Below are 13,689 nucleotides of genomic sequence, written 5' to 3' on the forward strand. Positions count from 1 at the left end.
ACCCTGATGTCAGCAGGAACCCGCAAAGCCTATTGCGGGTTCACCACCTGGCTCGCAAGGCGGAAGGGGCTGGAGACCGTTGCGCCGATCGCATCGAAAACGAAGGCTCCTGCACTATTGATATCACCGCCGCGCCTGCTTGCCTCCAGCTGCGGAACCATGGAGGCCAGCGCGGCATAACGGTCGTGATTGAGTGGGTCCGACGCCTCCAGATTGGAGATATCGACGAATTGCACGCCCTCTTTCAGGGCCGCTTCCTGAACCTGCGGATCGGTGACGTCAAGCGCACCGATGCGGGTGACATCAGCGCCCAGTATGGAGGATGCTTTTAAGGCCCGGTCGTCCTTGGACACCAGCACGGTGAGTGGCGGATTGAGCCGGCCGACGACCTCGATCTGCTTGCGGAAGACATCGGCGTCGATATCCGGCGCAGCCAGCACCACCTGCAGCTTGGCGATGACATCGTTCCTGCCTTCGAAGCGCAATTGCCGCAACGCTTCCATCACCAGCCAGCCGCCCATGCTGTGACCGAACACGACGACGCTTTTTCGTGGTGTCTGCCGGGTGAGGTCGGTCAACAACGCGGCCAGCGCATCGCGCGAATAGGTCGCCGATTCCTTGTCAGCCACGTAGCCGGTGACATTGGCCTGCGAAGGCCAGGAAAAGACCAATGGCACGCCATTCATATTGGCATCGGCAGCCATTTGCGCCGCGCGGAAAAGGGCTTCCTGATAGCTGTAATTATAGCCATGCACAAAAAGTGCGATCTGCTTGCCAGAGCGGGCAATATCTCCAAGGTCGGCGTTGAAGGCCGGCTTCGTCAACATGTCGGCCTTGGTAACAACGAAGTCCTTCTTCGGGTCCGGCTTGCCGCTGGACCACTCGATTTTTCCACTTTTATGGGTAGGTGGGATGGAAATATCGAAGCGCGCATAATTCGGCTCGGCCGCCCGTTCCGTGCCGAAGCCCTTTTTTGCGTCCTTGTTTCTCTCGCGTGTACTCGCCACATAGGCGGTTACGATTTTGGTGCCTTTGGCCCTGGTGTCCACGGCCTGCAGCACATCCGCCCCCGGTCTGCCAGCGCAGGATGAAAGAACGCCGAGGGTGAGAAGGAGCGAAAAAATCAGGCGCATGAATGGGCTACCGGTGATGAGGTCCGGCTCATAAATAACCGGCCGTTAATAAAGTTGCTACTGGAGAATGAATTGTGCTGCTGCGGTGGTCTTCGATGTGGAGAGGCATTCCCCACCTTGCTATCCGGACATGTTCGTTTTAGGCCGTAAAGATGACGAACAAGGTGTCGCTTTTACGACTGAAACTCACGGACTTCCGCAATTACGCGGCGGCTGCGCTCACGCTCGATGACCGCCATGTGGTGCTGACGGGCGACAATGGTTCCGGCAAAACCAATCTGCTTGAGGCTGTCTCCTTTCTCTCACCCGGAAGAGGCCTGCGCCGGGCCACTTTATCCGACGTAACACGGGTAGGGGAGGAGGCCGCCGGTTTCTCGATTTTTGCCGATGTCCAAGGCATGGATGGCGAAGTCGCCATCGGTACAGGGATCGAAGGTGATGGCGAGGTGGTGTCGCGTCGTCTGAGACTGAATGGCACGCCCGTCAAATCCGTCGACGAATTGACCGATCATCTGCGGGTTCTGTGGCTGACGCCCGCCATGGATGGCCTTTTTACCGGCTCATCATCGGATCGCCGGCGTTTCCTCGACCGGCTCGTGCTGTCGCTCGACCCTGCCCATGGACGGCGGGCAGGCGATTTTGAAAAGGCCATGCGCGGCCGCAACCGCCTGCTTTCGGAAGGCCGCTTTGATCCGGTCTGGCTGGACGGTATCGAAAAGCAGATGGCCGAACTCGGCATATCCATGGCCGTTGCCCGTTACGAGATGCTCGGTCTTCTGAAGAGCCTGATCGAAGGACGGGCGGGCAACGCCGCTTTCCCGTCGGCAGCGCTCTCGCTCTCCGGTTTCATGGATGATGGGCTCAATCGCCCCGCCGTCGATCTGGAGGATGAATATAGGCTTATGTTGCGCGATGGCCGGTATCGCGACGCCGCTGCCGGCCGTACGCTGGATGGGCCGCACCGTGTTGATCTCTTCGTACGCCATGCCGAAAAGGACATGGAGGCCGAACGCTGTTCAACCGGGGAACAGAAGGCGTTGCTGGTGGGGCTGGTGCTTGCCCATGCGCAGCTCACCGCCAATATGACCGGCCATGCGCCGGTTCTGCTGCTGGACGAGATCGCCGCCCATCTGGATGAGGGCAGGCGGGCTGCCCTGTTCGATCTCATTCACGCGCTTGGCGGCCAGAGCTTCATGACGGGAACGGATGCGGCCATGTTCTCGGCTCTTGGTGAGAGGGCGCAGTTCTTCAACGTATCCCACGGGAGCATCACGGCATGACGGCAAAGAGATGGAGTGCGACATGGATCCGCTGAGCCCGGAAGAAATCGAACGCTACAAGCGTCATATCCTGCTGCCGGAAATCGGCGGAGCCGGACAGCAGCGGCTGAAGGCGGCGCGCGTACTGGTGATCGGAGCGGGCGGTCTTGGTGCGCCCGTGCTTCATTATCTTGCCGCCGCCGGCGTCGGCACGCTCGGCATGATCGATGATGATGTGGTTTCCCTCTCCAATCTCCAGCGACAGGTGATCCACGATACCGGCACGATTGGGGAGCTGAAAACGGAAAGCGCCCGCAAGGCCATCGCCCGCCTCAACCCGCATGTCCGTACCCTCGTTTATGAGGAACGCTTTTCGCAGGTGTGGGCGCATGACCATCTGCAATCCTTCGATCTCCTTATCGACGGCTCGGACAATTTCGACACGCGTTATACCGCGGCCGATGCCGCGGAGGCTGCCAGGAGACCGCTGGTAACGGGTGCTGTCGGCCGTTTTGACGGCTCGGTGACGGTCTTGAAACCCTACGAGACAAATGCCGAGGGCATTCTGCTGCCGGGCTATCGCGACCTGTTTCCGGAGCCGCCGCCGCAGGGGCTTATTCCCAATTGCGCGGAAACAGGCATTGTCGGTGCGCTGACGGGCGTTATCGGCACGCTTATGGCCATGGAGGCGATTAAGGTGATCACCGGTGCCGGTGAACCACTGATTGGCCGCCTGCTCCTTTATGATGCCCTGTCGGCCCGTTTCGAAACCGTGCGATACAGGCGACGGCCAACGGGAGGGAAATCATGACCGAGATTATCGGGATCGGAGAGGACTTCGATCGCTGGCAGGAATTGCTGACGCTCATCATGTCGTCCTTTGCCTATATGGACGGCGTCATCGATCCACCGTCCTCGGCCCATCGCCTGACGCTGGATAATCTCTCCGAAAAGGCGAGGGCGGAAATTGCTTTCGTTGCGGTGGACGAAGGCGAACTGTTGGGTTGTCTGTTCTGCCGGCCGGAGCCACCCGCCTGCCTTTACGTCGGCAAGCTGTGCGTCTCACCCCAGGCGCAGGGGAAGGGCATAGGCAAGATGCTGCTGCAGAGGTCCGAAGCGTTGGCGCGCGAATTGGCGCTGCCGGCGCTGCGGCTGGAAACCCGCATCGAGCTGATCGGCAATCACGCCAGATTTGCCGCCTGGGGTTTCGTCAAGACCGCCGAAAACGCCCATGCCGGTTACGATCGCACGACTTCGATCGAGATGACCAAGGCCATCGGCTGAAATCGCCTTCACCCGACCCGGCTGCGTAAAGTCCGGAGTTCATCTTCCTCGTACGATCGCAGAGCCTACTGTAAAAGGCCGGATTGCACCATCTGGGAGAGAAAAACGGAGGAGACGCGGTCAATGCCGGTCTGTGATTGGATTTCTGCCGATCCGACCCGCCAAACAGCTTTCTCCGGCCCCCTGAAGAGCTGGATTTCCGTGCTGACCTTGTGGGTGAGGGGAGCCGCCTTTGTCGCTTCCACCATCTGCTTCATCAGCCTTAAGGACGGCATGCGCGTTCTGTCGCCGATCTCGTCCGCATTTGCACCAGCCTTCAGCCGCTGGAAGGCAGTCGCGACATCCGGCAGAGAGCAGTTCATCTTGATTTGCGCCACAACAACACCCGTGGGCGTTTTTGCACCGATACGTGCGGGCTCCGCCTTGCAACGCACCCGCTCCGTGCTCGCCACCCATAGCTTTGCGAATTGCTCCGCTTGTTCGTTCGTTGTCCCCTTGGGTGAATGCATGCCCCTGTTTCTGCGCTGCCAGGCGACCGGGTCTGCAACCAGTTCCATATCGGTGTAGCGCGGGCTGTTACCCGAAGATCCCCATTCCTTGTTCAAAAGAGACATGCTGGCGCGATCAAAATTCAGCCAGGCGCGATAATAGAGTTCCGCAGTCTCTTCAGGGGAGGGCGAAGCGGCTCGGGCCGAACCGCCGACCAGCATGAGCAGGATGAAGATCGATGTTAAGAACTTCGCCTGGATACCCATTGAACTTTCCCTCCCAATGATCGAATGACGGCGACCTGAACCAGCTCAGTTCCGCCCCGGCAGCACCCGGTTCGGCGGACGGTGGCCGTCGAACAGCGTGCGGATGTTGATGATGACCTTGTCGCCCATCTCGATACGGCCTTCGATGGTCGCAGAACCCATATGCGGAAGCAGCACGACCTTGCCTTCCTTGGCGAGCTTGATGAGCTTGGGGTTCACCGCAGGCTCGTTCTCATAGACATCGAGACCGGCGCCGGCGATCTTGCCTTCGCGCAGGCAGTGGATCATTGCTGCCTCGTCGATGATATCCCCGCGCGCGGTATTGACGATGTAGCTGGTAGGCTGCATCAGCGCGAGCCGCCGCGCCGAAATCAGGTGATAAGTTGCAGGCGTCGAAGGGCAATTGACGGAGACGATGTCCACCCGCGCCAGCATCTGGTCGAGGCTGTCCCAATAGGTCGCCTCCAGCTCCGCCTCTGTGGCCGGATTGACGCGCTTGCGGTTGTGATAATGGATGGAAAGGCCGAAGGCCTTGGCGCGGCGTGCAACCGCCGTTCCGATGCGTCCCATGCCGACAATGCCGATGCGCTTGCCGGAAATACGCCGCCCCAGCATCCATGTCGGTGACCAGCCGAGCCATTCGTCCGCGCCATTGGCGAGCACGCGTGTGCCTTCGATCATGCGCCGCGGCACGGCCAGTACCAGCGCCATGGTGATATCGGCGCTGTCTTCGGTCAGCACATTGGGCGTGTTGGTGACGGTAATGCCCCTGCGGGCCGCAGCATCCACATCCACATGGTCGATACCGTTGGAAAAGCTGGCGATCAGTTTCAGCTGCGGCCCCGCCTGCTCGATCATCGCGGCGGTGATGCGGTCGGTGACGGTCGGCACGAGCACGTCCACCCGCTGCATGGCGGCGACAAGCTCCGCTTCGCTGCGCGGCGTATCGTCGATATTCAGCTCGGCATCAAAGAGTTCGCGCATTCTGGTTTCAACGACGTCAGGCAATTTGCGGGTGATATAGACTGTCGGTCTCTTCTTGTGGGTCATCGTTTGCCGCTGCCTTGTTCAGAAGTCATTAACCAGAAAGAGCGATAATTTCTTTCAATCAGGGCGTTTCTACCAGACCCACCGGCGAAGACAAACAAAACTCGCTGAAGCTTGAGGCATGTGGAAACGAGCCTCCTTAAATATCATCCGGTTTGCAGAAGGCGGGAAACGGAAATGGGCATGCGCAGTGTGGTTTCTATCGTTTGCATTGCATTGTCTCTGGGCCTCCTCGGTGCGGCCGGCGAAGCCATGGCGCAGGGTGCTGCAAAAGGCGCAAGCGGTCTGCCGCTGCCGCGTTTTGTCAGCCTGAAATCAAAGCGCGTCAATATGCGCATCGGCCCGAGTACGGATTATGCCGTGTCATGGATGTATTTGAAATCGGGAATGCCGGTCGAAATAATCCAGGAATATGAAAACTGGCGGCGCATCCGCGATGCCGACGGTACGGAAGGCTGGGTCAACCAGGCGCTACTCTCCGGTGAGCGCACGGCCGTTGCGGCTCCGTGGATGCGTGGCAAGGGCAAGGAAGTCTATGTGAACATGCGCCGCGAAGCGCAGTCGGGCGCTTCCGTTGTTGCACGGCTTGAGCCGGGCGTCGTCTTCAGGATTGGCGAATGCAATGGCGACTGGTGCCGCGCCGAGGCCGGTCAGGCCTCGGGCTGGGTTTCGCAGGGCGAAATCTGGGGCGCTTACCCGGGCGAAGCCTTTAAATAAGGCCGTGCTTTTCGCCAAGCGCCTTCAACGATGACATGGGGCGCGGGCCGACCTGCTGAATGACGGCGGCAGCCGCAAGGCAGCCGAGCTTGCCGCAATCTTCGAGCGACCGGTCCTGCGTATAACCGAACAGGAAACCGGCGGCGAAAAGATCGCCGGCACCCGTCGTGTCGACCACGTCATGCACCGGATAGGCTTCTACCTTCACACGCTCCGTGCCGCGCAGGATGACGGCGCCTTCTTCACTCATCGTCACCGCCGCGATCTTGCAGTCGGCTGCGATTTTGGTCAGTGCCGCCTCGAAATCATCGGTTTCGTAGAGCGACAGCGCTTCCTGCTTGTTGGCGAAAACGATGTCCACCGTGCCGGAGCGCATCAGGTCGAGAAACTCTTCGCGATAGCGGCCGACGCAGAAGCTGTCGGAAAGCGTCATGGAGACTTCGCGGCCGTTTTCATGGGCAATGCGGGCGCATTCACGGATGGCGTCCTTGGCGCGCGGCGGGTCCCACAGGTAACCCTCGAAGTAGGTGACCTTGGTCTGCGCCACCACATCATCTTCCACATCTTCCGGGCCGAGATCGACACAGGCGCCGAGATAGGTGTTCATCGAGCGCTCGCCGTCTTCGGTCACGAAGATCATTGAGCGGGCGGTCGGCGGAAAGGTGCCTTCCGGTTTCGTTTCGAAATAAACGCCCTGGGCGCGGATATCGTGCTGGAAGATTTCGCCGAGCTGGTCTTCCGCCACCTTGCCGAAATAGGCGGCCCTGCCGCCGAAATTCGCCACGCCTGCCGCCGTATTGCCAGCGCTGCCGCCGGAGGCTTCGAGAGCCGGCCCCATCAGCGAATAAAGCAACTCGGCGCGTTCCGCGTCGATGAGGTTCATCGCACCTTTGGTAATGGCATTGTCGTTGAGGAAGCGATCATCGCAGCGGGAGATAATGTCGACGATGGCATTGCCGACAGTCAGTACGTCGAATTTCGTCATAGGCCCTATCCGTTTCGCACGGGTGTGCGTGTTTTTCGAAAGGTCTTAAACATTTCTCGCGGCAAGAAAAGCCCAAAGGGAAAATATGCGGTTCTCCCCTGGAGGGGAAGAAACGCGTCATCTGCCTGTAATGTGGTTAAGCTATTGCTCCTTCCAGAGCAAAAGGTGTGTGAATGCGTACCGGAATGGAAGACATGATGGTCTTCTGGCTCAACCGTTATCTCCGCCACGGATGTACTGGCGGCGTATAACGGACATAAAAGGCGGGGGAAACCCCGCTTTTTCTTTGCGCTGACGCCGCGGAATGCAGGGTTATGGGGCAGCGAAGACCATTCCCGGTGATGGCGCTTGACCGGTCTGGCTCCCACGGCATGCGATCCGCAATCGGGCGAAAACAAAGACGCTCAGCGTTTTCGCGATTCCATTCCGGCGGAAAACGCTCTAAAGCGGAGTATCTCCCGCAAAGCCGCGAAAGCTTTCCCTCCATGTCTGCCGTTGCCGCTAACGTCGCTCCGATTTTCATTCTCATCCTGATCGGCTGGCTTACAGTCAAGGCCGGTCTGTTCCGTGCCGATGCTGGCGAGATTCTCAGCGATTTCGTGTTCAAGATCGCCGTGCCGACACTGATCTTTCGCACGCTTGCGGAAGCGAACTTCCACGGTGCGTCGCCCTTCCGGCTCTGGATTACCTATTTCGCCGGCGTGGCCGTGACCTGGACAATCGGACATATCGTCACCCGTTACGTCTTCAAGCAGGATGTGCGTATCGCTGTCATTGCCGGGATTTCCTCGGCCTTTGCCAACAATATCTTCATCGGCCTGCCGCTCGTCGGCCGGTCCGTTGGTGATGAGGGGCTGGTGGCGCTTTCCATTCTGCTGGCCATCCACCTGCCGGTCATGATGATTGCCGGCACGATCCTGATGGAGAACGCCACGCACAAGGCCGTCGGGGGTGAAAAGCGAAGCATGGCTGCGGTCTTCAAACAGGTCGGTCGCAACCTCGTTACCAATCCGCTGGTGATTGGCCTGGTGATTGGCCTTTCAACCAATGTTTCCGGTGTGACGCTCACACCCATCCTCAAAACCGTGGTCGATCAGATTGCTTCAATGGCAGGGCCAGCAGCGCTCATCTCGCTCGGCATGGCGCTGACGAAATACACCATTCGCGGCAATCTTGGCATAGCTGTTACCATGACGGTGTTCAAACTGCTGCTCTTGCCCGCCTGCGTGTGGGCTATGGGCCACGCTCTCGGCCTTAGCCGAGAATGGACGGCGGCCCTTGTGCTCACCTCGTCGGTGCCGACGGGGGTGAACGCCTGGCTGATCGCCAATCGCTTTGGCATCGGCCACAGCGTCGCGGCCTCCACCATCAGCATTTCCACGGCGACCGGCGTTCTTTCCGTGTCGCTGTGGGCATGGCTGCTGAGCTGACCGCCCTGCTGAATTGATTATTTCTGGGCGCTGAGGATCTTGAAGCGGGCATTACGGCACACCTCGGCGCTGGTGCGGAACTCCGCTGCCAGTACCGGCTCATAGGGCATGCCGCGATTGGCAACCATCAGCAGCTTGCCGCCGCTGCGAAGCGCGCCGGCTGCCGTCTTGATGAAAGCCTGACCGAGAGCGGGCTCTGCCGCCTGTCCCGCCGCGTGGAAAGGCGGGTTCATGATGATGAGATCGTATTTTTCCTTCGGCGGTTCGTTCGCCAGATCCTGCCAGAAGAAACGTGCCGTCAGTCGCGGATTGTTTTCAAGAAGATTGGTCTTCGCAAATTCAAGCGCATTCCAGTCCGCCTCAAACAGGTCGATGCGGGCCGTGCGCGGCGATTTTTCCGCCAGCATTACCGAGAGGTAACCCCAGCCCGCGCCAAAATCAGCGGCGTTGCCGTCAAAATCGGTCGGCAGGCGCGATGCGAGAAGCTCCGAGCCGTCATCGACGCGGTCATGTGAGAACATGCCGGGCAGGGCGGTGAAGCGGCCTTCAACCGTCACGGGCTTCTGGGCAAGCTTCGAGAGAGCCGAGGAAACATCGTCCGGACGTTTGAACCAAAGCGCGACACCATGGTATTTCGGCGTCGAGTCGGCCTCGATGCCAAGCTTTGCCAGCGTCTTGCGCAGCGTCACGATGCCGTCTTCCTTTGATCCCGCCGCGACGATCAGGCCGCCGGCTTTCACGCGCGACAGTGCATCCGCGACGCGGTTTTCGTTCTCGCCACGATGTTTACCGCACAGCAACAGCGCCGCATCGTAATCCTCGCCCGAAATGTCCGGGGTGACCTGCGCGCCCTGCGCCTGCAGAGCCCGGTAAAGTGGCCGAAGATGCTGAACGGCAATGATCTCCGCGTCAAAACCATCCAGCCGCGGGCCAGCCTCCGCTCCCAGAAACAGAACGCGTTCGCCCTCTTTCGGCATATCGAGCATTTCTGCGGCAAAGGGGTGGAAAAGGGTTTTAACAGCGTCGCGGCTCATGGGAGCGTCCTTAGGGCATTTCCAGGAAAAGCGGGACTGCTTTTACATCTGGACAATGCGTTAAATCAAAGAGTTAGATCTCTCTGGCGGTGAGAAGGAAAGCCAAAGGATCTAAGCGGGATAGAAAAAAGGCGCGGGCAAAACCCGCGCCTCGATAGGGTCTGGCGGCGCGGCCTTATTCGGCAGCGGCTTCGCCGTCTTCCTTCTTCTTGTCGGCAGCGATTTCCTGGCCGGTGGCCTGGTCGACAACCTTCATGGACAGGCGAACCTTGCCACGCTCGTCGAAGCCCATCAGCTTGACCCAGACCTTGTCGCCTTCCTTGACGACGTCGGAGGTCTTGGCGACACGCTCGGAAGCGAGCTGCGAGATGTGGACGAGGCCGTCACGCGCGCCGAAGAAGTTGACGAAAGCGCCGAAGTCAGCGGTCTTCACGACCGTGCCTTCGTAGATCTGGCCGACTTCCGGTTCTGCAACGATCGAGTGGATCCACTTGCGGGCCGCTTCGATTTCCTTGCCGGAAGAAGAGGCGATCTTGACGGTGCCGTCGTCTTCGATGTTGATCTTCGCGCCGGTCTTTTCGACGATTTCGCGAATAACCTTGCCGCCGGAGCCGATGACTTCACGGATCTTGTCGACCGGAATGTTCATCACTTCGATGCGCGGTGCGAATTCGCCGAGCTGGCCACGGCTTTCGGTGATGGCGTTGGCCATTTCGCCGAGGATGTGCTTGCGGCCACCCTGTGCCTGCTCCAGAGCGATCTTCATAATCTCTTCGGTGATACCGGCGATCTTGATATCCATCTGCAGCGAGGTGATGCCGTCGGCAGTACCCGCAACCTTGAAGTCCATGTCGCCGAGGTGGTCTTCGTCGCCGAGGATATCGGAGAGAACCGCAAAGCGCTCGCCTTCAAGGATCAGGCCCATGGCGATACCGGCAACTGGCTTTGCCAGCGGAACGCCGGCGTCCATCAGTGCGAGGGAGGTGCCGCAGACCGTTGCCATCGACGAAGAGCCGTTGGATTCAGTGATTTCGGAAACGACGCGCAGTGTGTAGGGGAACTGTTCCGCGGTCGGCAGCATCGGACGGATCGCGCGCCATGCGAGCTTGCCGTGACCGATTTCGCGACGGCCCGGGGAGCCCATGCGACCTGTTTCACCGACCGAGTAGGGCGGGAAGTTGTAGTGCAGCAGGAAGCGTTCCTTGTACATGCCGGTGAGGCTGTCGACATACTGTTCGTCTTCGCCGGTGCCGAGCGTCGCAACAACGATCGCCTGGGTTTCACCGCGTGTGAACAGCGCCGAACCGTGGGTGCGCGGCAGCAGGCCGACTTCCGAGATGATCGGACGAACGGTCGACAGGTCGCGGCCGTCGATACGGCTCTTGGTGTCGAGAACGTTCCAGCGAACGATCTTGGCCTGAAGGTGCTTGAAGACAGCGCCGATTTCTTCCGGCGTATACTTGGCTTCGCCTTCTTCCGGCAGGAAGTGCGCCTTGACCTTCGCCTTCACGGCGTCGACGGCGGCGTAACGGGCAGCCTTTTCGGTGATCTTGTAGGCGTCGCGCAGTTCGGCTTCGGCGAGGGCCAGCATTTCGTTTTCGAGCGCGGAGAAGTCTTCCGGTTCGAATTCGCGGGGTTCCTTGGCGGCAACTTCGGCGAGCTTGATGATCGCGTCGATGACCGGCTGGAAGCCGCGATGACCGAACATGACGGCGCCGAGCATGATTTCTTCGTTGAGTTCCTTGGCCTCGGACTCAACCATCAAAACGGCGTCCTGCGTACCGGCAACGACGAGGTCGAGAACAGACTCGTCCATTTCGTCCAGATGCGGGTTAAGGACATATTCACCGTTGATGTAGCCAACGCGCGCGCCGCCAACCGGGCCCATGAAGGGAACGCCAGAGAGCGTAAGCGCTGCGGAAGCCGCAACCATCGACAGAACGTCCGGGTTGTTTTCCAGATCGTGCTGGATAACCGTGACGACAACCTGCGTGTCGTTCTTGTAGCCTTCCGGGAAGAGCGGGCGGATCGGACGGTCGATCAGGCGGGAAACGAGAGTTTCGTTTTCGCTCGGACGGCCTTCGCGCTTGAAGTAACCGCCGGGGATCTTGCCGGCCGCGTAGGTCTTTTCCTGGTAGTTGACGGTCAGCGGGAAGAAGTCCTGGCCGGGCTTCGGGGACTTTGCGGAAACCACTGTCGCGAGAACCATCGTCTCGCCGTAGGTTGCGATGACGGCGCCGTCAGCCTGACGGGCAACCTTGCCGGTCTCGAGCTTCAGCGGGCGGCCTGCCCATTCGATTTCCACGGAGTGTTGATTGAACATATCTTGTCCTTGGTTGTGGCTGACGTTCCGGCATCGTGCCGGCGGTGGCAGCGCGGTGACTCAATCACGGGCAAGACAGCGGGAGGCTTTCGACAAGCAAGCATCCGGCAATCCTGCCCCATGACAGGTCTGCGGTTGAAAAGGCGACACCGGCCCATCCGGGGCTACCTTATCGTCCGGGGGCCACATCTGCGGCAAACGCCCGGAAATTCATATAGCCTTTGAAAGGCCGGATATAAAAACCGGCGGGCATCGTTGCGAAACCCGCCGGAGAAGTTATTAGCGGCGAATGCCGAGAGCACCGATCAGCTTGCTGTAACGGGCTTCGTCCTTCTTCTTCAGATAGTCGAGAAGCGAACGACGGCTCGAAACCAGCGTCAGAAGGCCACGACGGGAATGGTTGTCCTTCTTGTGGTCCTTGAAGTGACCGGTGAGGTTGTTGATCCGCTCGGTCAGGATAGCGACCTGAACTTCCGGAGAACCGGTGTCGCCTTCCTTCGTTGCATATTCCTTGATGAGGGCGGCTTTGCGCTCTGCAGTAATCGACATCGGACGATCCTTTCTATTTTAAGGAAAAATGGGACGCCTTGAGCCGGGATGTCGTCCAGCTCAGGCCATTCGGCAGCAAAGGCAAAGCCCAAGCTGGCGCTGCCTATAAACTATTCCGGGTACAATTGAAAGAGGCGATTGACTGCGCCTCCCAGAGCGTTTCCAGGAAAGGTGTGAAGCGGTTTTCAGTTGGGGAACGCATAGGCGAATAGATGGAGCCGTTTCAGCCGAAAACCCGCTTCGGCCGGAATTCTCCCTCGCCGATCTCGCCGATGGCGATGAGCTTGCCATGTGCGGTGGCATAGGCTTCCGGATGATTGGCCGGCGCATCGCGCCCGCGCAGCAGGATAGGGTTGCCCATTTTCAGCCGGTGCGCCTGGTCGTCGTTGATGATGAGGCGGGGAAGGGCGGAAAGCGCCTCTGCCGTATCGATCAGAAACGCGTCCAGTGCTTCAAGCCGCTCGTCGCGATCTTCGATCGCTTCCAGCGCCGTCAAGGTCTCGAGCGGCACCATCATGTCCTCGCCGAACGGCGCAACCATGGTACGGCGCAATTGCGAGATATGGCCGTAGCAACCGAGATCGCGGCCCATATCGCGTGCGAGTGCACGCACATAGGTTCCCTTGCCGCATTCCACCTCGAAATGGGCGGTGTTGGCATCGGGGCAGGCGAGCAGTGTCAGGCGGTGAATTTCCACTTCGCGTGCCGGGATTTCCACGGTCTCGCCGTCGCGCGCCAGATCATAGGCGCGCTCGCCGGCGATCTTGATGGCGGAAAACTGCGGCGGCGTCTGCATGATAACGCCGGTGTAATTGGGCAGAATATCGCGGATCGCCTGTTCGTCGGGGCGCTGGTCGGAGGAATTGACGGCCTCGCCTTCCAGATCGTCGGTCGTGCGCTCCTCGCCCCAGGTGACGGTAAACTCGTAGATTTTCCGGCCGTCCATGACGTAGGGAACGGTCTTGGTGGCATCACCCAGCGCAATCGGCAACATGCCGGAAGCCAGCGGATCGAGCGTGCCGGCGTGGCCGGCCTTCTGGGCGTTGAACAGCCACTTGATCTTGGAAACGGCTTCGGTGGAGCCGAAATCGAGCGGCTTGTCGAGAATGAGCCAGCCCGAAATCGGGCGGCCCTTGGGTTTGCGGTGCTGCTGTTTATGTGGTTTGGACATGC

13 protein-coding genes are annotated in these 13,689 nt (G+C 59.7%); 5 read left to right on the forward strand and 8 right to left on the reverse strand.

The window, feature by feature from the left end:
* Positions 1-29 precede the first annotated feature (29 nt).
* The gene (locus tag WDZ78_RS13375) at positions 30-1,133 is read right to left on the reverse strand and encodes an alpha/beta hydrolase (RefSeq protein ID WP_425673301.1); all 1,104 of its coding nucleotides are present in this window, start codon (positions 1,131-1,133) and stop codon (positions 30-32) included.
* A gap of 152 nt (positions 1,134-1,285) precedes the next feature.
* On the opposite strand from WDZ78_RS13375, the gene recF reads away from it, so the two are divergent.
* Genes recF through WDZ78_RS13390 form a run of 3 tightly spaced genes read left to right on the forward strand, consistent with a single transcriptional unit; the run spans position 1,286 to position 3,676 of the window.
* The gene (gene recF / locus WDZ78_RS13380) at positions 1,286-2,413 is read left to right on the forward strand and encodes a DNA replication/repair protein RecF (RefSeq protein ID WP_020011294.1); all 1,128 of its coding nucleotides are present in this window, start codon (positions 1,286-1,288) and stop codon (positions 2,411-2,413) included.
* A gap of 22 nt (positions 2,414-2,435) precedes the next feature.
* Positions 2,436-3,203, forward strand: a complete 768-nt coding sequence (locus tag WDZ78_RS13385) for a molybdopterin-synthase adenylyltransferase MoeB (protein ID WP_425673302.1) — start codon at positions 2,436-2,438, stop codon at positions 3,201-3,203.
* Entirely contained in the window at positions 3,200-3,676 is a 477-nt protein-coding gene (locus tag WDZ78_RS13390; RefSeq protein WP_020011292.1) for a GNAT family N-acetyltransferase, read from the forward strand. Before WDZ78_RS13385 ends, WDZ78_RS13390 begins: the two co-directional genes overlap by 4 nt.
* 65 nt (positions 3,677-3,741) lie before the next feature.
* On the opposite strand, the gene WDZ78_RS13395 is transcribed toward WDZ78_RS13390, so the two are convergent.
* Positions 3,742-4,431, reverse strand: coding sequence for a hypothetical protein (locus WDZ78_RS13395; RefSeq protein WP_425673303.1), 690 nt, complete (start codon positions 4,429-4,431; stop codon positions 3,742-3,744).
* 45 nt (positions 4,432-4,476) lie between these two features.
* Positions 4,477-5,481: a 2-hydroxyacid dehydrogenase gene (locus WDZ78_RS13400; protein ID WP_425673304.1), complete on the reverse strand. Its 1,005-nt coding sequence runs from the start codon at positions 5,479-5,481 to the stop codon at positions 4,477-4,479.
* A gap of 180 nt (positions 5,482-5,661) precedes the next feature.
* On the opposite strand from WDZ78_RS13400, the gene WDZ78_RS13405 reads away from it, so the two are divergent.
* The gene (locus tag WDZ78_RS13405; protein ID WP_425673305.1) at positions 5,662-6,195 is read left to right on the forward strand and encodes an SH3 domain-containing protein; all 534 of its coding nucleotides are present in this window, start codon (positions 5,662-5,664) and stop codon (positions 6,193-6,195) included.
* Here WDZ78_RS13405 and WDZ78_RS13410 read toward each other — a convergent pair.
* Complete coding sequence (locus WDZ78_RS13410; protein WP_020011289.1) at positions 6,188-7,180, reverse strand: adenosine kinase; 993 nt, start codon at positions 7,178-7,180, stop codon at positions 6,188-6,190. The two genes, WDZ78_RS13405 and WDZ78_RS13410, sit on opposite strands and share 8 nt — an antisense overlap.
* Before the next feature lie 485 nt (positions 7,181-7,665).
* On the opposite strand from WDZ78_RS13410, the gene WDZ78_RS13415 reads away from it, so the two are divergent.
* Positions 7,666-8,610 (forward strand): AEC family transporter, encoded by a 945-nt coding sequence (locus WDZ78_RS13415; protein ID WP_269700598.1) that lies wholly within the window; start codon positions 7,666-7,668, stop codon positions 8,608-8,610.
* A 17-nt stretch (positions 8,611-8,627) separates the two neighbouring features.
* On the opposite strand, the gene WDZ78_RS13420 is transcribed toward WDZ78_RS13415, so the two are convergent.
* The 4 genes from WDZ78_RS13420 to truB form a co-directional block, all read right to left on the reverse strand.
* Complete coding sequence (locus WDZ78_RS13420) at positions 8,628-9,644, reverse strand: class I SAM-dependent methyltransferase (RefSeq protein ID WP_425673306.1); 1,017 nt, start codon at positions 9,642-9,644, stop codon at positions 8,628-8,630.
* A gap of 175 nt (positions 9,645-9,819) precedes the next feature.
* Positions 9,820-11,967: a polyribonucleotide nucleotidyltransferase gene (pnp, locus tag WDZ78_RS13425; RefSeq protein ID WP_020011286.1), complete on the reverse strand. Its 2,148-nt coding sequence runs from the start codon at positions 11,965-11,967 to the stop codon at positions 9,820-9,822.
* A 279-nt stretch (positions 11,968-12,246) separates the two neighbouring features.
* Positions 12,247-12,516: a 30S ribosomal protein S15 gene (gene rpsO / locus WDZ78_RS13430; protein WP_003492949.1), complete on the reverse strand. Its 270-nt coding sequence runs from the start codon at positions 12,514-12,516 to the stop codon at positions 12,247-12,249.
* A gap of 223 nt (positions 12,517-12,739) precedes the next feature.
* The gene (gene truB, locus WDZ78_RS13435; protein ID WP_082183373.1) at positions 12,740-13,687 is read right to left on the reverse strand and encodes a tRNA pseudouridine(55) synthase TruB; all 948 of its coding nucleotides are present in this window, start codon (positions 13,685-13,687) and stop codon (positions 12,740-12,742) included.
* Positions 13,688-13,689: the final 2 nt, after the last annotated feature.

Origin of the sequence: Agrobacterium sp. M50-1 (genome assembly GCF_049843495.1) — a bacterium.
Taxonomy (GTDB): Bacteria; Pseudomonadota; Alphaproteobacteria; order Rhizobiales; family Rhizobiaceae; genus Agrobacterium; species Agrobacterium radiobacter.